The sequence below is a fragment of the Streptomyces sp. NPDC051214 genome, from assembly GCF_040682375.1.
Classification (GTDB): Bacteria; Actinomycetota; Actinomycetes; order Streptomycetales; family Streptomycetaceae; genus Streptomyces.
In genome coordinates this window covers 93,811-111,565 of the sequence record NZ_JBFBAT010000004.1, presented here as the reverse complement: position 1 = coordinate 111,565, position 17,755 = coordinate 93,811, and the positions used below count along the sequence as shown (strand labels likewise).

Below are 17,755 nucleotides of genomic sequence, written 5' to 3'. Positions count from 1 at the left end.
GTGAGGCTCCTCGGGACGGGTGGAGGGGTGGTGCGGGTTGGGTGCCGGGTGCGGATTGGTTCTTCCGGGGTGGGCCGGTGGGGGATTGCGAAGAAGTTCCGTGGGGGGTCGTTGTTTGTGGCGTGGGGGTGGGATTTTCTTGCGGGGGGCATTCAGGGGCGGGTTGCGTACGTCAGGAAGTGGGGCCAGGGGGCGGCGCGGAGGGCGAGTTCGGGGTTCTTGGAGTCGCGGATGTGGATGGTGGTTGGGGTGGGGGCGACTTCTACGCAGTCGCCTGATCCACCGCTGCTGTACGTGGAATTGCGCCAGGCGAGAGCCACTTCGACGCAGTCGGCCTGTGACCGCATGGCCGAGCTCGCGGCCAATGCGGTGACGCACGGGCGCGTTCCGGGGCGGGACTTCGAGCTTAGGTTGACTTTTGGTGAGAGCGCCTTGCGGGTTGAAGTCGATGACACCCGGGGGGAGTGTGGCCCCGCGCTCGCACTGCAAGTAGCGCCGACCGACGCGGAGTCGGGCCGAGGGCTCCTCCTGGTCGCCGCGCTGGCGGACGCCTGGGGTGTCGACGAGCGGGAAGTCGGTAAGACCGTGTGGGCGGTGGTTACGTTGCCGTCGCGGGGGCCTTGTCCGTCGCCAGTTTGATGGCGAGGGCGCCCAGGACCGTGCCCATGACGTAGCGCTGGGCTCGGAGCCAGGTCGGGCGGTGGGAGAGGAAGACCGCGATGGTGCCCGCCGCCATGACTATGGCCAGGTTCACGATCAGGCTGATGGAGATCTGGAGGCCGCCCAGTGCGAAGCCCTGGAGGAGGGTGTGGCCCGCCGTCGGGTCGATGAACTGGGGGATGAGCGAGACGTACATGATGGCGACCTTCGGGTTCAGGAGGTTCGTCAGCACTCCCATGGTGAAGAGGCGCCTGGGGGAGTCGGGGGTCAGCTCCTGGTGGGAGAACACCGATATGCCGCCCGGCTTGAGTGCCTTCCAGGCGAGCCACGCGAGGTAGCCCGCGCCGGCGAGTTTGACAGCCAGGTACAGCTGGGGGACGGCCAGGAAGACCAGGGACAGGCCCAGGTTGGCTGCCGTCAGGTAGAAGAGGAAGCCCACCGCCACCCCGGCCAGGGAGATCGCTCCGGCGCGTCTGCCCTGGGTGATGCTCCGCGAGACGAGGTACATCATGTTGGGGCCGGGGGTGAGCACCATGCCGAGGGACACCACTGCGACGCCGAGCACCGCGTTCATTCCGATCATTCTGCAAGCATCGGGCGGGTCTGCTCTCCAGCACCAGCGATGAATTCTTCATGTAACCCGTAAGCGCTGCTTCATTGGGGCTGTTCTCATCGGCGCGGGGGGTCCGATGGGTGTCGGACCGCCCCGCGCCGATGTGTGGGGGGTGCGGGTTAGTTGATGCGGTACGGGTCTCCGTACACCTTCCACTCCAGGGGCGTGTTCAGGTTCAGGTTGTTCCTGTTCAGGAACACTCGTTGTGCCGTGTCGACTCGGCTCGTGTCCTCGTGTGCCTCTTCTTGCTTCATCGCCCAGACGCGGGCGTCGAGGAACGCGTGGAGGTAGGCCCTCTCGTCGCCGCCCTGGGCCGGCGGCTTCGCCGAACGGAGGGCGCGCTTGCGGATGTTGCGGAAGCTGGTGCTGTCGCCGCCGTCGCCGTGCATGACGATCGCGTCGTAGTACGCGAACTGGCCGAGGACGCCGATGCCGTCCGCCTTGCCCTGTCCGACCGCCGGGTTGAAGTAGACGCGGTCGCGCTCGTCGTTCTGTGCCCGCTGGAACTCGGGGTCGGCGGCGGCCCGTTCCCAGTCGCCCTGGTACGTGGGGTCGAGGCCCTCGTGGGAGTCGGTGCCGTCCACCTCGCGCAGGGCGGGGAGGTACTTGGCGAGGATGTTGCCCGGCTTACGGCGGGTGTAGAGCTCGACCAGGTCGAGCATGTCGCCCGTGCCCGAGCAGAAGCCGATGATCCCGGCGGTGTAGCCGCGGCCGTCGCCGATGTCCTCGCAGTAGCGGTAGTGCTCCTTCCAGTTGAGGCTCGAGTTCTCCGCGCTGCACACGATCTTCATGGCGATCTCCTTCTTCGCCGGGTCGTCGAGGCCGCCTGCCTTGGCGGGGGGCGTTGCCCCCGCCGTGTGGGAGGCGATGACGGGGCCTGCGACGAGCGAGGCGCCGAGGACGGCGAGCAGGGTGCGGCGTGAGGTGTGGGGCGCAGGGGCGCGGTGGGGGGTGGGCACGGGGCCTCCAAGGTGGGGGAGTTCGTCGATCCGACGGTTCTTGGCTCTTCCGCGTACTGTTAGGAAGGTTTACTACCAGAGATCGGAGGTGACGTATACCCGTCAAGGAGGGGGGAGTTGGGGATCTTGGGGAGGGTGGGGGTGCTCGACTAGTTGGTTTGGGTGAGGCGGGCTTGGACCTGAACTGCGATTTTGTAGGTGTCGCCCGTGGGACGGGTCGCCAGGCGGCCTGGGTTGCGGATCCAGGCGTCCTCGATGGCGAACCAGTCGATGGTCTTGGGCGGGCGGTTCTCGGTGAGTGCTGTGCGAAGCTCCTTGAAGTACGTCTCCCAGCGCAGGCGGTAGAGGCCGCCCACCAGTCCGGCCCACTCCCGGTTGGCGTAGTCCCGCAGGCCCGCGTCCGCCCCGGACCGCGTGCCCCAGACGGTGAGGAGGGAGAGCTGGTCGTACGCGAGGTGTTCTTTCTCTGTCGCGTCCGCGCCCCATGAGCGGGCGTCTGCCACCCAGCGGCCCAAGAGGTGGCGGGAGTCCGTGGACGTGAGTTTGTCCAGGAGGGTCATCAGGTCCAGCCAGGTGCGGGTCAGTTGGTTGAAGAGGGGCTCGTTGCGTTTGTCGTACGCCTGCTTGATCTGGGGGAGCAGTACCCGGCTGCGGTTGGAGAGCGCCTGGCGTGCCACGTCCAGGAGGTCCTGGCGGTAGGCGGATGTGCCGCGCAATGAGCGGCGTACGGCGAGGAGGTGGGTGAGGGCGGGTTCGAAGTCTGCTGGGGCGTAGCGCATGGCCTTTGGTGACCAGGCCGCCGCTGACTTCGCGTCCAGGGCGGGGCGGGCGCCGAAGAGGCCGTCCGCGCCCTCGGCCCACTCGTCGGTGCGGGTCGTGCCGTACGCGGTGCGGCGCAGGGTGTCCCAGGCTGCTGCCGCGTGGGGGTCGGGGGCGCCGTAGCGGGACACCGACCAGTCGGCGAACCAGGTGGTGAGGTACAAGTCGCCCGTACGCCAGGCCAGTTCCGAGAAAAGCTCGAAGGCTGCCGGGTTGTTGTCCGCCGCCTCCGGCATCAAGGAGATGCCGCGCAGGGTGCTGTTCTTTTTGGTGCGCCACTTCTCGTAGAGCTCGGCCCAGTCTGGGGTGTTGGCGCCGAGTGTGGTGTGGCCGCCGAAGTTCCAGATCGAGCCGAAGGTGTAGGGGGTGTCGTTCCAGTCGGACTCGCGGTCGGTGATCTTCGTGAAGCGGTCGGAGAGGCCGTCGACCACCAGCATGCGTGACTTGTCGACGGCGTCGACGATGGCCTTGGGCGGGTTGTTCTGCCAGCCGAGAATCACCCAGGTGGCGCCGGGGTGTGCGGCCTGGAGGGCCTTCTCGACGGCCTTCGCCGCGTCCGGGACCGGGACGTCGCCCGGCTTTCCGCCCTCGTGGAGCAGGTCCATCTTGTACATCGTCGATGCGCCGAAGAGGTCGTCCTGTGCGCGGTAGAAGGCGGCGGCGACCCGGGTGAAGTGCTCGGTGCGCGGGTCGAGCCAGTCGGGTCGCGTGAAGCCGACCCAGTCGCCCTGGGGCACGGTGCGCGCGCCGGGATTCTTGGCGGTGAAGCCGGGCGGGACCGTACCGAAGTAGCCGGGGAACACCGGGGTCATGCCGAGCTCACGCAGGCGGTCGGCGATGCGGCGGCCCAAGGTGGCGCGGCGGGTGAGGAGTTGGGAGGAGACGGGGTGCGGGAACGACGACATGTTCTGGAGCAGCCACCATGGCTGGTGGGCCGGGGCCGGGATCCACTCGCGCATTTCCTTGTCGGAGTAGCCGAACTCCTGGAACACGCGGTGGTAGAGCGCGTCGGCGCCGACGTACACGAGAACCTCGTTGTAGCCGTGCAGGGCCAGCACGTCGATCTCGCGCTCCCAGTACGACCAGTCGTGGTATGCCCCCGTGTAGCCGTCGTTCGTGTCGTTCAGGACGAAGCGGTGGGGGGTGTTGGCGCTGCCCGTCATGGTCTTGTCGAGGCCGGGGAGGCGGTCGGGCAGGTTCAGCTGGGTGCCTGCCCAGGTGATGTTCGCGTGGGTCCTGTGCTTCAGGTAGTGGTGGAGCGCTTTGAGTTGGACTGCGGGGGTCGCGCCGGTGACCGTGATCCGGCCGTCCTCTCCTGATACGCGGAAGGTGTCGGCGGGGCCCTCGGTCACGAACGTCAGCTGTTTGTGGTGTCCGGGCAGCAGGCGGCGGGCGGCCTTGGCCGCGGGGGACCCGGAGGGCGGGGCGCCGTCGGCGGTGGAGCCGGAGCAGGCGACAGCGGCGCCGGTCGTTCCGGCGAGGGCGGTGAGGAAGGTGCGGCGGGCCAGGGGCATGACGTAGGGATACCCTCCCGGGATCGGCGGTGCGCGGCATCGGCGGGGCGTGTCGACGGCGCACACGATGAACCGGGCGCGAAGCATGGTCAAGGACGCGCAGGAGCCTCGCGTGAGCCGGCCTCACGGTCTCCGCTTCGAAAGTCGAAGCGCGGTGTTACCGTCGGCGGGTGACAGCACCGCTGCCCGGCCGGCCGACGTCCGCTTCCACCACCGGCCGCCCCCTGATGGCCGCGCTCGACCTCTTCGGGCGGCGCTGGAGCCTGCGGATCGTGTGGGAGCTGCGGGCCGGGCCGATGGGGTTCCGCGCGCTGCGGCAGCAGTGCGATGCCATGTCGTCGAGCGTGCTGCGGCAGCGTCTGACCGAGCTGCTCGAAGCCCGGCTCGTGCATCAACTGCCCGATGCCGCATATGCGTTGACCGCCCTGGGGCGCGAGGCCCATCAGGCCTTGCTGCCCCTGGACGGCTGGGCGCGGCAGTGGGCGGAAGAGGTCAGCGCGCACTCGGCGGCGGATCACGCGCCGTAGGCGGTCTCCGGCATTGAGCCGGTCTGTCAGGCACTGCCCGAGGGCGGCCGTGTGTTTCGGTTTCCGAATCGTCCTGGCGTGGGGGCCGTAGCGGGAAGTCCATGAGGCCGACCCCGGAAGTCCAGATGCGCGCAACTCCCGCGACGCGCTTGGGACTTCGTCCCAGGCTCGTGGGCGTTTCGCCCCACGTGCCCCGGCTTCAGGTCCCGGCGCCGGCGGTGGTCCATGCCCATAGATGGCCTCGGTCCCGCTGACTTACGTTCGCAATCGGCGCCGCTCGAGGCTGACATCGCGAGGCGCCCATTCCCTTCGGAGAAAGGCAGCAGATGAAGCGTGTGCACAGGACCGCGGTCAAGGCCGAGATAGTCCGCGAACCCGGGGCGAAGGAAACCACCCACCGCAAACTCATCGATACACCGGACGGCGCCGACCGTTTCGTCCTCACCGAATTCGAGGTCGCGCCGAACGGCTCCACGCCGCCCCATTTCCACGAGTGGGAGCACGAGATCTATGTGCTCGAAGGGTCGATGGGGCTCGTCATGCCCGAGCTCGGAAAGACCGAGGACGTCGGACCGGGCGATGCCATCTTCATCCCCCGGGGCGAGCCCCACGGCTTCGTCACGGGAGCGGACCAGACCTGCCGGTTCCTGGTCGTCGCCCCCTGCGAGCGGCCCCCGGTACGGAACGTGTTCCTCTCCGAGGACCCGTACGAGTACACGCAGAACCCCGAGTACGTGAGCCTCGTGGAGGGCGGCAGGTGAGCGCCCCGACGGCTGCCGCCCACAGCGGCGCCCTCGCCCCGTACGAGGACGCGCCGGACCCCGGCCCGCTCCTCGCCCTGAACTTCGGCTTCGCCCGCGCCAGGGTGCTCGGCACGGCCCTGGACCTGGGGGTGTTCACCGGCCTCGCCCGGGGCCCGCGCGCCACGCGGGGGCTGGCCGCCGAGCTGGGCTGCGACACCGCCGCGCTGCGGGGGCTGCTCGCCGCCCTGGAGGAGCTGGGCCTGGTGGCCGGTGACGGAGCGGAGAGCTGGACGCTCACCGGCCTGTCCCGCGCCTATCTCGTCGAGGGCGGGCGCGGCTATCTCGGCGGCCACTTCGCCGACGTACTCGCCGAGTGGGACCGGTGGAGCGGCCTCACCGAGCTGGTGCGGAAAGGCGGGCACGGCGGCGGGGAGCTGGGCGCGCCCGGGAAACGGGGGCTGTTTCCGGGGATGTTCGCCGGGATCTTCCCGGTGGGGGTGCGCACGGCGTTCCGTGCCGCGCGGGAGCTCGGCCTGCGGGACGCGGGCCAGGTACTGGACCTTGCTTCGGGCGCCGGCGAGTGGGGCATCGCCCTGGCCGCCGCCGACCCGGAGGCACGGGTCGTGGCCCACGACGTGCCGGAGCTGCTCGGCGCCGCGCGTGAGCGGGCCGCGGAGTTCGGTGTGGGGGAGCGGTTCCGGTTCGTCCCCGCCGATTTCGGAGGGGATGCCGCGGGTCGTATGACGAAGGCGCCCTTTCCCGCCGGTTGTTTCGACACCGTCGTGCTCGCCCATCTGAGCCGCTTCGCGGGCCCGGACGCCACCGAGCGCCTCGTCCAGGAGTGCGCACGGCTGCTGCGGCCCGGCGGCACCCTCCTGGTCGTCGACGTCATGCGCCAGGAGCCGGGGCGGCCCGCCCTGCACCGCCCGATGATCGCGCTCAGCCTCCTGGTGAACACCGAGGCGGGCGGGGTCCAGGAGGAATCCGCGTACCGCGCGGTCATGGAGAAATACGGGGTGACGGCAAAGGAGTCCGTCACGCCCGGCCTCATCACTGTTCTGACAGGAGAAAGGCGTCAGTGATTCACGTGCAGGAAGAGTTGCGAGAAGTGGTGGTCACCGGCCTGGGTGTGGTCAGCCCGGCCGGGATAGGCACCGAAGCATTATGGGAAACCATCTCCGCGGGAAAGAGCGTCACGAAGCCTCTGTCCGACATCACGAGCTCGGCGCTCTTCGGAGACTTCGACTTTGTCTCGGACTCGATCGCCGAGGTCCCCGGATTCGAGGAGCAGTTACCGGGACTCCCGAATGAGGTGCAACGCCTCGACCGGTACACGCAGTTCGCCGTCGCGGCCGCTTACCAGGCCGTACGGGACGCCGGCCTCGCCCAGGGGACGTACGACCCCGAACGCGCCGGACTCTCGCTGTCCACGGCCGTCTGCGGCACCCCGAAGATGGAGGAGGAGTTCCTGCGGGTCACCGACGAGGGCCGTAAGCCCGTCGACCCGGCCAAGGCGGGCCGCGACCTCTACCTGGCGTCCATGTCGAACACCCCCGGGACGATCCTCTCGGCGCTGCTCGGCATGCGCGGCCCGTGCGTGACCCTGTCAACGGGGTGCATCGGCGGCGTCGACGCGATCGGCCACGCCTATGAGGCGATCCGGCACGGGGAGGCGGACGTGATGATCGCGGGGGCCACGGAGGCGCCCATCACCCCGGTGACGGTGGCGTCCTTCGAGATCATCAACTGCCTCTCGCGCGCCCACGGCGACCGCCCCGAAGCCGCGTCCCGCCCGTACGACGCGGGGCGCGACGGCTTCGTGCTCGGCGAGGGCTGCGGCATCGTCGTACTGGAGTCGCGCGAGCACGCCGACCGGCGGGGCGCCGCGCCCTACCTGACGGTCGACGGCTTCTCGCACACCTCGAACGCCGCGCACATGACGGATCTGCTCTCCGACGGCGAGGACCTCACCCGCGCCATGACACAGGCCGTAGCGGAGGCCGGCCTGCGTCCCGAGGACATCGACCACGTCAGCTCGCACGGCAGCTCGACCCCGCAGAACGACACCTGCGAGACCAGCGCCCTCAAGCTCGCCCTCGGCGAGCGCGCCCGGCAGATCCCGGTGAACTCGGCGAAGTCGATGGTCGGCCACGCCCTGGCCGCCGCGAGCGCCATGGAGATCGTGCTCTGCGCCCTCGCGGGCCGGCACTCCTTCGTCCACCCGACCGCCAACTACGAGACCCCCGACCCGACTTGTGACCTCGACTACGTCCCGGGCGAGGGCCGCCCGTGGCACGGCGAGGCGATCCTCAAGGGCGCCAGCGGTTTCGCGGGGCTGCACGCCGCGCTCGTCACGCGGGCCGTGCGGGAAGGGGCGCACCGATGAGCGTCGTCATCACCGGCATCGGCGCGGTCACGCCCGCGGGCACCGGCATCGACCCCCTCTGGGACAGCGCGCGCGAAGGCGTTCCGCGGGTCGCCGCCATCGACCGCTTCGACGCCTCGGAGTACGCCACGTCGGCGGCGGGCCAGTCCGACTTCGACGCGGGCGCCGAACTGCCGTCCCGCTTCGTCAAGCGCACCGACCGCTTCACGCACCTGTCCGTGCACGCCGTGCGCCAGGCCCTCGCGGACGCCCGGATCACCGTCGGCGAAGACGCACCGGCCGAGCGCACCGGGGTCATGGTCGGCAACATCCTGGGCGGCTGGGAGTTCGCCGAGCGCGAGCTGCGTCACCTGTGGACCGACGGTCCGCGCGCGGTCAGCCCCTACCAGGCCACCGCCTGGTTCCCGGCGGCGCCGCAGGGCAACATCTGCATCGACCAGGGGATCAAGGGCCCGGCGCGCACGTTCGTCGCCGACCGGGCCAGCGGTGCGTACGCGCTGATCGGCGGGGCCGAGGCGCTCCTGCGTGACCGCGCGGACGTCGTGCTCGCGGGCGGCGTGGAGGCGCCCCTCTCGCCCTACGGCTGGCTCTGCATGGAGACCAGCGGCCTCGGCGCCAAGTCCCGCGGCTCGCTCGCCCCGCACGAGCTGTACCGGCCGTTCGACGCGGGCCACGGCGGCAGCGTCTTCGGCGAGGGCGCGGTGTTCCTGGTCATGGAGCGCCGCGAGCACGCCGAGCGGCGCGGGGCACGCGTCCTGGGCGAGCTGGCCGGCTGGGGCGTGAGCACCGACGGCTACATGCCGTACTACACCGTCGAGCCGACCGGGCAGGTGCTCGGCCGCGCCATGCGCACGGCGACGGAACGCGCCGGGATTTCCGGCGACGACATCGCGGCGGTCTTCGCGCACGGCTCGGGCATCCCCTTCGAGGACGTGACGGAGGGCTACGCGCTGCACGAGGCGTTCGGCCCCGCTGTGGCACGCCAACTCCCGGTGACCGCGCCCAAGTCGGGCTTCGGGCATCTCCTGGGGGCGGCGGCGCCCGCCGACGCGGCCCTCGCCCTGCGGGCGATGCGCGACGGGGTGCTGCCGCCGACGGTGAACCTGGACCACCCGGCCCCCGGCATCGAACTCGACCTGGTCGCCGGACAGGCACGTCCGGTCGGCGACTGCGAGCACACGCTGGTCGTCTCGCGTGGTCTCGGAGGTGTCAACGCATGTCTGTTGCTGAGGCGTTGACCGTGCCGGGCACTCTGCCCCGGGCGGCCGGAATCCGGGCGGTGGGCATCGACATCGTCGACGTCGAGCGCCTGCGCGCCATGACCGAACGGCGTGGACAGCGGCTCGCGGAGCGCTTCCTCACCGTCAATGAACTGGCCCTGTGCGACGGCGCGTCGCCCCGCCACCGGGCCTCCCGCATGGCGGGCCGCATCGCCGCCAAGGAAGCCGTGCGCAAGGCGCTCGGCGGGCACGGCGAAGGGCTCAGCTGGCGGGACGTCGAGATCGGCCGCGAGGCGTCGGGCGCACCGGCACCTCGGCTGACGGGCCGGGCCGCCGAGGCCTTCCGGCGCGCCGGCTACAGCGGGCTGCACGTGAGCATCTCGCACGAGGCGGGCGTGGCCGTGGCAATTGCCGTCGCGGTCGCGGTCGCGGACTGACGGCAGCCCACGACCGACCGACAACTCTTCCGAAGGAGCAAGTGAGTCACATGGAAACGGACATGGACATTCGCGAGAACGTGGTCACCGTCCTGCACGGTGCCGGTTTCGAGGGCGAGGAGCTGACCGACGACCGGCGCCTCGCCGAGGACCTCGACATCGACTCGACCGAACTGGTCGAGATCGTCGTCGCCCTCGAGCAGCACTTCGGCGTCAGCATCGACGCCGACGCCGAGGGCGGCTTCCGCACCATCGGTGACCTCGTCGACTGCGTGGGGCGCCTGCTGTCGGCAGGCGTCGCCGCGGTGGGGAGCTGAGACGATGCCCAGGATCGAGAACAGCGTCGTCATCGAGGCCGATGCCCCACACGTCTTCGACATCACGAACGACATCGGCCGCTGGCCCGACCTCTTCGACGAGTACCGGCACGCCAAGGTGGTCTCCCAGGAGCGGGAAGGGCGCTGGACGGAGATCCTCTTCGAGCTGACCAACCCCGAAGGGGCGACGTGGAGTTCGTGGCGGCTCCTGGACCACCGCGAGCTGACGGCGGTCGCCGAGCGGCGCGATCCGCTCTTCCCGTTCCGCTACATGCACCTCAAGTGGAGCTACCGGCAGGTGCCCGAGGGCACCCTGATGACCTGGGTCCAGGACTTCGAGGTCGACGACGCCTTTGATGTCCCGCTGCCGACCGTCGTGGAGCGCATGCAGCTGCACACCCGGCAGAACCAGGCGGGCATCAAGCGGAAGATCGAGTCCGGGGTCTGAGTCACCCGTGCCCATCGCCGTCACGGGGGTCATCGCGATGGACCACCTCATGACCTTTCCCGGCTGCTTCCCGGAGGGGCCGGGGTCCCGCAAGTTCCGGGAAAAGCCGGGGTCGCGCCGGCCGCACGTCGCGTCGCTGGCCTTCCTCGCCGAGCGGCTCCAGATACGCCGGGGCGGCGCCGCCGCCGACGTCGCCTTCGGTCTCGGCATCCTGGGTCTCGACCCGGTCCTGGTCGGCGCCGTCGGCCCCGACTTCGCCGACTACCAGGTGTGGCTCAAGCAGCACGGCGTCGACACCGAGTCCGTCCTCGTCGTGCCGGGCGAGCACACCGCCCGGTACGTGTGCGCGACCGACGCGGAGGGGGAGCGGATCAGCACCTTCCGGCCCGGGGCCATGCGGGACTCGGCCACCGTCTCGCTGTGTCGGGTCGCGGAACGCACGGGCGGAATCGGTCTGGTGGTGGTCGAGCCCGGCGATCCGGCGGCGATGCTCCGGCACACCGCGGAGTGCCGTGCGATGGGGCTGCCGTTTGTGGCCCACCCCGCGTGGCAGATCAGCGGGATGGGCCGTACGGAACTGAAGTACTGCGTCTCGGGCGCGAGTTGCCTCGTCACCGACGAGGGCGAGGCGGCGCGGCTCAGGGAGCGCACCGGCTGGAGCGGTCCGCACATCCTCGAACGGGTCGGGGCGTGGGTGACCACGCTCGGCGCCGCCGGGGTGCGGATCGAGCGAGCCGGCCGGGAGCCGTCCCTCGTCTCCGGCATCGGCTCGGTCACCGTGGCCGAGCCGAGCGGGGCGGGGGCCGCGCTCCGGGCGGGCCTGGTCGCCGGGGCCGTCCAGGGCGCACCGGTCGAGCGGGCCGCCCAACTGGGGTGCGCGCTGGCCTCGTTCGCGCTGGAGGCGTCCGGCACCCAGGAGTACGCGCTGGACGTACGGCGCCTCCTCAACCGGGTCAGGGAGGCGTACGGCCAGACGGCGGCGGCCGCGATCCGCGGCCTGCTCACCTACGCCGCGTAAGGCGGCAGCGGCCGAAGAGTCCGGAAGTATCCATCCAGAGAGAGGGCGTCCGACCCATGTACGTCGACCTGAGCATCCCCATCGACCGCCGGGCCCCCGGCGTGGAGTTCGAGCAGTGGCTCCACCGGGACGGCATCCGCCACCTGTCGCGCAGGATCAGGGCGCTGCCGGGGGACAGCCGCGCGGACCGGCGGCGCAACTACTGGCGCTGGCTGACCGGGGCCCGCAGGCTGCGCGCCCGCGATGTGCCCGACGGCTGCTTCCTCTCCAACGAGTTCTACCGGATGTCCGTGCACCAGGGCACACACGTGGACGCGCCCTTCCACTACGGCCCCGAGTGCGCGGGCAGGCCCGCGAAGAAGGTGCTCGACCTGCCCCTTGAGTGGTTCCGCGGGCCCGGCGTCGTCCTCGACGTACGGGCGTGCGGAGGACGGGTCACGGCCGACGGCGTCAAGAAGGCGCTGCACGCCGCCGGTTCGGAGGTGGGGCCCGGGACGGTGGTGCTCTTCCGCACCGACTCGGACCTGCGTCTGGGCACGCCCGCGTACTACACGGAGTCCACCGCCATCACCCCCGAGGCCGTCGACCAGCTCCTTGATCTCGGGGTGAAGGTGCTCGGCACGGACTGCTGGAGTTTCGACGGTCCTGCCCGCGCGATGGTGGAGAACTTCTACGGGACCAGGAACCCCGCTGCTCTCTGGCCCACGCATATCCATGGCAGGAAACGCGAGTTCATCCAGATCGAAGGCCTTGCCCGCTTACGGGACCTCCCGCAGAAAGGCTCCTTCACCTTCATGGCGTTCCCGATCGCCCTTGCCGACGCGGGCGCGGCATGGTGCAGGGCGGTGGCGGATGTGCGGGAATCGACTCCGTCATGATTTCAGCGTCCGCATGGAACGGGCCAATTGCGCGGACAATTGAGACGCGTTCCGGATCGGTGTCAGGGAGATGGCCGCTCGGTGCGTCACGGGTCCGTCGCGAGTCCTCCGGGGCTTCCCAGGGAGCGTTTCGCGTACAGGACGGTCTGGACACGGTTGGGGGTGCCCAATTTGGCGTAGATACGGCTCAGATAGTTGCGCACGGTCTTCGGGCGAATGCCGAGAACCGTGGCGATGCAGTCGGTCTCGTGGTCGTCGGCGACCATGGACAGGATCTGCCGCTCGCGCTCCGTCAGCGTCGACAGGGCCGCGTCGTCGCCGCGGTGGCGGCCCGCCATGAGCTGCAGGATCGGCCCCGCCGTTGCCGCGCTGAACGCGGCGCCGTCGCGGTGCACGGCGAGAAGCGTCCGGTGCAGTTCGTCCGCGTCGATGCTGCGGGAGAGATAGGCGTTGGCCCCGGCCATGAAGGCCTCGCGCATATAGACCGGCTGCTGGTTGGAGGAGAGGATGACGATGCGTACGTGACCGGACTCGCGGCGAATGGCCCGGATCGCGTTCATCCCGCCCGTGCCGGGTACGGCGAGTCCCATCACGACGATCTGCGGGCGCCGCCTGCGTAACTGCTCCAGGGCGGCGGCCGCGTCATGGGCTATGGACACGACAGAGAATTCCGTAAACCCGTCGAGAAGCTTTCGGAAGCCTTCGAGCACGAGTTGTTCGCTGTCGACAAGCAGGATCTTTATCGATGACATGATGGCCCCCGTTTGGCTGATTTCCATCGTCGACGAATTATCCGCCTGATCCGATGCTACACCACTCGCACAAAGTTTCTTTCGGTGAATAGTCAATAGAAGAAGGCGGCCGATACGGGTTATATCGGAGTCACAGATTCCTTTCACGGGTTGATCGGAATTCGCTTGAAATCGACAGGGAGGTCGGGGCTGCCGAGGTGGCGTGGGGCGGCCGACCCAGTCATCGGAGCGATGGCGCGTGATCGTGCCAACATCTGCCACATCAGGGTCAGTTGGGCGCATTGACATCCGATGTATTCGACCCTACGTTCCCGAGCGACCCGTCAACCTCAGGGAGCCGCCCCCATGCGCACACAGCTCAGCCGCACCCGGCGAAGAGTCGCCGGGCTCGCCCTGCTCCTCGCCTCGGCCCTCGCCGCGACCGCCGTACCCTCCGCGGTCGCCGCCCCGACGGAACCCCCCGCCGCGACTTCCCCCACGGCCGAACGGCCCGCGGCCACCGGCCCCGGAACCGACCACGCCACCGACGACCCCTTCACCGCCGACCGCACCAACTGGTGGCGGCAGGACCGCTTCGGGATGTTCATCCACTTCGGCGCCTACTCCCACCTGGAGGGCGAGTACAAGAAGGCCGACGGCTCCGTGTGCCGTGACGCCGAGTGGATCCAGCGCCAGTGCGACATCCCGAAGGCCGAGTACGAGAAGCAGGCCGCGACGTTCGACCCCGCCGACTTCGACGCAAAGGCCGTGGTCAAGGCGGCCAAGGACGCCGGAATGCGCTACATCGTCATCACGTCGAAGCACCACGACGGCTACGCGATGTGGCCCACGAAGGTCAACGACTGGAGCCTGCGCGACCACTCGTCCTTCGACAAGAACCGCGACATCCTCGCCGAGTTGAAGAAGGCCTCCGACGACGCGGGCATCAAGTTCGGCTTCTACTACTCGATCTGGGACTGGCACGACCCGGACTTCCCGGACCCGGCGACCTTCCCGCGGTACGAGAAGCGGATGCGGGCCCAGCTCAAGGAGCTGGTTGACACCTATGACCCCGCCCTGCTCTGGTTCGACGGCGAGTGGGACACGGACAAGCCCCACAACCCCTGGACGGCGAAGGACGGCGAGCGGCTCGAGGCCTACCTCCGTGACCTCGACCCCGACCTGATCATCAACAACCGCGTCGGCAAGCGCCGCGTCGTCGACGGCGACTACGGCACCCCCGAGCAGGAGATCCCAGGCGCCCCGGTCGACGGCCAGCTCTGGGAGTCCTGCATGACCCTCAACGGTCACTGGGGCTTCGCGCGCTACGACACCGACTGGAAGTCGTCGGCGACCCTGGTCAGGAACCTCCTCTCCACGACGTCCCGCAGCGGCAACTACCTCCTGAACGTGGGCCCCGACGCCCGCGGCCGCGTGCCGCAGCCCTCCGTCGACCGCCTGAAGCAGATGGGCGACTGGCTGCGTACGGCCGGCCAGGGCAACGCGGTGTTCGGCGCACGCTTCGGCGGGCTCGTCGAGGAGCCGTCCTGGGGCTCGGTCAGCCGCAAGGGCGACAAGCTGTACGCGGCGGTCACCCAGTGGCCCGCGTCCGGCGCCGCGCTGCATCTGAAGGCGCGCACGGACTTCGAGGTCACGTCGGCGCGGGTGCTCGGCAGCGACCAGAAGGTGACGGTCACCAGGTCCGGCGACGGCTTCGACCTGAAACCGTCCGGCGCCGCGACCAACGGCACCGCCACGGTCATCGAGCTGAAGGTGGACCGGGGCCCGACCGCCCGCCCCGGCCAGGGCAAGGGCCTGCAGCAGGAGATCTTCGACAACGCCGAGCTGAGCGGCACCCCGAAGATCACCCGCACCGACCGCACGGTCAACCACGCCTGGAAGTTCGAGGGCTCACCGGCGGCTAACATCCCCTCCGACAAGTTCAGCGTCCGCTGGACAGGGAAGCTGGTGCCGCGCCGCTCGGAGACGTACACGCTGACGACCGTCTCGGACGACATGGCGCGGGTGTGGGTCGACGGCAAGCTCGTCATCGACGCGTGGACGCCGCACGAGCCGAAGATCGACAAGGCGCAGGTGGCCCTCACCGCGGGCAAGCGGCACGCGATCAGGATCGAGTACGCGGAACAGACCGGCGAGGCCCACATGAAGCTGCTCTGGTCCAGTCCCGGACAGGAACAGCAGGTCGTGCCGGCGTCGCAGTTGTACGCGCGCTGAGCGAGCCGGGCCCCAAGTCCCGCGGAGTCAGGACTTGGGGCCCGCGCCCCGAGGACCAACGGCAGGCACCTTCCGCTCTTCGAAATGGGCAGTGTGGATCGACGCCCGACTGGGCAGACGACCGTTCGTCGATCCCTGACCTCCCAGGTCAGGCGGCCGATGACAGCCATTGCCGAACAAGAGAGTGACTGCACCGTGAGCGCGCCCGAAGCCCCCGAAATACCGGCACCCCCCGCTCCGGAGGCCCTGGCCCGGCACCGCGCGCTCTTCCGCGCGATCCACCGCCGCAAGAACCCGCGGCTGCGTCAGTCGGACATCACGGTCACCGAAGAGGCCCAGGTGCGGCGGGCGGTGAAGGCCACCGCGCTCGGCAACGCCATGGAGTGGTACGACTTCGGGGTCTACGCCTACCTCGCGGTGATCATCGGCAAGGAGTTCTTCCCCTCCGGCAACGACACCGCGCAGACCCTCTCCTCGCTGGCCACGTTCGCCGCCGCCTTCCTGGTGCGCCCCATCGGCGGCATGGTCTTCGGGCCGCTGGGCGACCGCGTGGGCCGCAAGAAGATCCTCGCGCTGACCATGATCATGATGTCGACGGCGACCCTGGCGATCGGCCTGATCCCGTCCTACGCCACCATCGGCGTCTGGGCCCCGGTCCTGCTCGTCCTCTGCCGCATGGTGCAGGGCTTCTCCACGGGTGGTGAGTACGGTGGCGCCGCGACCTTCATCGCCGAGTACGCGCCGGACAAGCGGCGCGGATTCTGGGGCTCCTTCCTGGAGTTCGGCACCCTGATCGGCTACACGGTCGCGGCGGTCCTGGTGACCGCCCTGACCATGGGGCTCAGCGACGCCACCATGCAGTCCTGGGGCTGGCGCATTCCGTTCCTGGTGGCGGCACCGCTCGGGCTCATCGGCCTCTACCTGCGGCTGAAGCTCGACGAGTCGCCCGCCTTCCAGAAGATGGCGGAGGCGGAGAGCGGGCCGGCCGCCGAGCGCCAGAAGAAGTCCCTCAAGGAGTCCTTCTTCGGCCAGTGGAAGGCGATGCTGCTCTGCATCGCGCTGGTGGCCGCGTTCAACATCACCGACTACATGCTGCTGTCGTACATGCCGACGTATCTGACGCAGCTCGGCTTCGGCGAGACCGGCGGCCTGATGTCCATCGTGGTCGTCATGCTGATCCTGATGGCGCTCATCAACTCCGTCGGCCGCCTCTCCGACCGCATCGGCCGCAAGCCGGTCCTGATGGCGGGCTCGGTGGGCTTCTTCGTCCTCGCCCTGCCGGCCTTCCTCCTCATCAAGCAGGGCGGCACGGTCGCGGTCTTCACGGGCCTGCTCATCCTCGGACTCGCCCTGGTCTGCTACCTGGGCGCCATGTCCTCCTCGCTCCCGGCGCTGTTCCCGACGGACGTGCGCTACGGCTCCCTCTCCATCGGCTTCAACATCTCGGTCTCGCTCTTCGGCGGTACGACCCCGCTGGTGGTCGCGGCGCTGATCGGCGCGACCGGCAACGACCTGATGCCCGCCTTCTACACGATGCTCGCGGGCCTGGTCGGCATCATCGCGGTGGCCGCGATGAAGGAAACGGCCCGCAAGCCCCTGGAGGGCTCCCCGCCGTCGGTCGCCACACCCGAGGAGGCCCGGGAACTGATAGCGGCCCAGCGCCCCTGACCGTCACGCCCCCTCATCGGCGCCCGTCCTCCAGGGCGCCGATGGCCTCGGTCAGCCACTTCTTCTCCTCCGTGCCGGTGGCGCGCGCGATCCGGAGCATGCCCTGACGGAAGAGGTCGGGTGTCTCCTCCGCCGCCACCGGCTTTCCGTCGCGGTAGAAGAAGCTCGCCGGTGTGTCGAGGAAGGCCTGGCGGCGGCGGAGCACGGCTGCCTGCTCGGCCGGGTCCGGGAGGTGGCGCAGGAACGCGAGCAGGGTGAAGAAGCGCTGCCCGTCGGTGATCTCGGCGTCCTTGGGGGCGCGGAGCCTGGCGAGGAGTTCACCGCGTCCCGCCTCGGTGAGGGAGAGGATGCGGCGCGGCGCGGCGCTCTTGCCCGGCTCGGTGCGCTGCTCGACGAGGCCCGCCTTGACCAGGCGCGTGATCGCCGGATAGAGCGCGCCGTCGCTCACCGGGCGGATGTGGCCGCTGAGGCCCTGGATGCGGGACTTGAGGTCGTAGCCGCTCAGGGCCTCCTCGTGGAGAAACCCCAGGATCGACAGCTCCAGCATTGAGTTGAGCCCTTTCCGTGTACGTGCCTGTCGCC

19 protein-coding genes are annotated in these 17,755 nt (G+C 69.8%); 13 read left to right on the top strand and 6 right to left on the bottom strand.

Features of this window, described 5'->3' with window-relative positions; genetic code table 11:
• Positions 1 to 152: 152 nt before the first annotated feature.
• Complete coding sequence (locus tag AB0M70_RS11730; protein ID WP_365819006.1) at positions 153 to 347, bottom strand: DUF397 domain-containing protein; 195 nt, start codon at positions 345 to 347, stop codon at positions 153 to 155.
• Here AB0M70_RS11730 and AB0M70_RS11725 point away from each other — a divergent pair.
• A complete protein-coding gene (locus tag AB0M70_RS11725) occupies positions 346 to 639 on the top strand; it encodes an ATP-binding protein (RefSeq protein WP_365819004.1) in 294 nt (97 codons plus the stop codon). The two genes, AB0M70_RS11730 and AB0M70_RS11725, sit on opposite strands and share 2 nt — an antisense overlap.
• On the opposite strand, the gene AB0M70_RS11720 is transcribed toward AB0M70_RS11725, so the two are convergent.
• The 3 genes from AB0M70_RS11720 to AB0M70_RS11710 form a co-directional block, all read right to left on the bottom strand.
• Positions 599 to 1,243, bottom strand: a complete 645-nt coding sequence (locus AB0M70_RS11720; RefSeq protein WP_365819002.1) for a LysE family translocator — start codon at positions 1,241 to 1,243, stop codon at positions 599 to 601. The two genes, AB0M70_RS11725 and AB0M70_RS11720, sit on opposite strands and share 41 nt — an antisense overlap.
• A 149-nt stretch (positions 1,244 to 1,392) precedes the next feature.
• On the bottom strand, positions 1,393 to 2,232 hold the full coding sequence (locus AB0M70_RS11715; protein ID WP_365819000.1) for a chitosanase: 840 nt from the start codon (positions 2,230 to 2,232) through the stop codon (positions 1,393 to 1,395).
• 149 nt (positions 2,233 to 2,381) lie between these two features.
• Positions 2,382 to 4,565: an alpha-N-acetylglucosaminidase gene (locus tag AB0M70_RS11710; protein WP_365818998.1), complete on the bottom strand. Its 2,184-nt coding sequence runs from the start codon at positions 4,563 to 4,565 to the stop codon at positions 2,382 to 2,384.
• Positions 4,566 to 4,792: 227 nt separating this feature from the next.
• On the opposite strand from AB0M70_RS11710, the gene AB0M70_RS11705 reads away from it, so the two are divergent.
• From AB0M70_RS11705 to AB0M70_RS11660, 10 genes are all read left to right on the top strand, one after another.
• Positions 4,793 to 5,092 carry a helix-turn-helix domain-containing protein gene (locus tag AB0M70_RS11705; RefSeq protein WP_365819789.1) on the top strand — a complete coding sequence of 100 codons (300 nt, stop codon included), beginning with the start codon at positions 4,793 to 4,795 and terminating at the stop codon, positions 5,090 to 5,092.
• 326 nt (positions 5,093 to 5,418) lie between these two features.
• Positions 5,419 to 5,853 carry a cupin domain-containing protein gene (locus tag AB0M70_RS11700; RefSeq protein WP_365818996.1) on the top strand — a complete coding sequence of 145 codons (435 nt, stop codon included), beginning with the start codon at positions 5,419 to 5,421 and terminating at the stop codon, positions 5,851 to 5,853.
• The gene (locus AB0M70_RS11695; RefSeq protein ID WP_365818994.1) at positions 5,850 to 6,917 is read left to right on the top strand and encodes a class I SAM-dependent methyltransferase; all 1,068 of its coding nucleotides are present in this window, start codon (positions 5,850 to 5,852) and stop codon (positions 6,915 to 6,917) included. The genes AB0M70_RS11700 and AB0M70_RS11695 overlap by 4 nt, the downstream gene beginning before the upstream one ends.
• Positions 6,914 to 8,221 (top strand): beta-ketoacyl-[acyl-carrier-protein] synthase family protein, encoded by a 1,308-nt coding sequence (locus AB0M70_RS11690; protein WP_365818992.1) that lies wholly within the window; start codon positions 6,914 to 6,916, stop codon positions 8,219 to 8,221. The genes AB0M70_RS11695 and AB0M70_RS11690 overlap by 4 nt, the downstream gene beginning before the upstream one ends.
• Positions 8,218 to 9,459, top strand: a complete 1,242-nt coding sequence (locus AB0M70_RS11685; RefSeq protein ID WP_365818990.1) for a beta-ketoacyl-[acyl-carrier-protein] synthase family protein — start codon at positions 8,218 to 8,220, stop codon at positions 9,457 to 9,459. Before AB0M70_RS11690 ends, AB0M70_RS11685 begins: the two co-directional genes overlap by 4 nt.
• Positions 9,438 to 9,878, top strand: coding sequence for a holo-ACP synthase (acpS, locus tag AB0M70_RS11680; protein ID WP_365818988.1), 441 nt, complete (start codon positions 9,438 to 9,440; stop codon positions 9,876 to 9,878). The genes AB0M70_RS11685 and acpS overlap by 22 nt, the downstream gene beginning before the upstream one ends.
• A gap of 50 nt (positions 9,879 to 9,928) precedes the next feature.
• Positions 9,929 to 10,195, top strand: coding sequence for an acyl carrier protein (locus AB0M70_RS11675; protein ID WP_365818986.1), 267 nt, complete (start codon positions 9,929 to 9,931; stop codon positions 10,193 to 10,195).
• A gap of 4 nt (positions 10,196 to 10,199) precedes the next feature.
• A complete protein-coding gene (locus AB0M70_RS11670; protein ID WP_365818984.1) occupies positions 10,200 to 10,643 on the top strand; it encodes an SRPBCC family protein in 444 nt (147 codons plus the stop codon).
• Between the two features lie 7 nt (positions 10,644 to 10,650).
• Positions 10,651 to 11,661: a PfkB family carbohydrate kinase gene (locus tag AB0M70_RS11665; RefSeq protein ID WP_365818982.1), complete on the top strand. Its 1,011-nt coding sequence runs from the start codon at positions 10,651 to 10,653 to the stop codon at positions 11,659 to 11,661.
• A gap of 56 nt (positions 11,662 to 11,717) precedes the next feature.
• Positions 11,718 to 12,539, top strand: a complete 822-nt coding sequence (locus AB0M70_RS11660) for a cyclase family protein (RefSeq protein ID WP_365818980.1) — start codon at positions 11,718 to 11,720, stop codon at positions 12,537 to 12,539.
• A gap of 86 nt (positions 12,540 to 12,625) precedes the next feature.
• Here the strand turns inward: AB0M70_RS11660 and AB0M70_RS11655 are convergent, their stop codons facing one another.
• Positions 12,626 to 13,291 (bottom strand): response regulator transcription factor, encoded by a 666-nt coding sequence (locus AB0M70_RS11655; protein ID WP_365818978.1) that lies wholly within the window; start codon positions 13,289 to 13,291, stop codon positions 12,626 to 12,628.
• 345 nt (positions 13,292 to 13,636) lie between these two features.
• Here AB0M70_RS11655 and AB0M70_RS11650 point away from each other — a divergent pair, with 345 nt between their 5' ends.
• Both AB0M70_RS11650 and proP read left to right on the top strand, forming a co-directional pair.
• Positions 13,637 to 15,505 carry an alpha-L-fucosidase gene (locus AB0M70_RS11650; protein WP_365818976.1) on the top strand — a complete coding sequence of 623 codons (1,869 nt, stop codon included), beginning with the start codon at positions 13,637 to 13,639 and terminating at the stop codon, positions 15,503 to 15,505.
• A gap of 195 nt (positions 15,506 to 15,700) precedes the next feature.
• Complete coding sequence (gene proP / locus AB0M70_RS11645) at positions 15,701 to 17,173, top strand: glycine betaine/L-proline transporter ProP (RefSeq protein ID WP_365818974.1); 1,473 nt, start codon at positions 15,701 to 15,703, stop codon at positions 17,171 to 17,173.
• A 13-nt stretch (positions 17,174 to 17,186) separates the two neighbouring features.
• Here the strand turns inward: proP and AB0M70_RS11640 are convergent, their stop codons facing one another.
• Positions 17,187 to 17,720: a PadR family transcriptional regulator gene (locus tag AB0M70_RS11640; protein WP_365818972.1), complete on the bottom strand. Its 534-nt coding sequence runs from the start codon at positions 17,718 to 17,720 to the stop codon at positions 17,187 to 17,189.
• Positions 17,721 to 17,755: the final 35 nt, after the last annotated feature.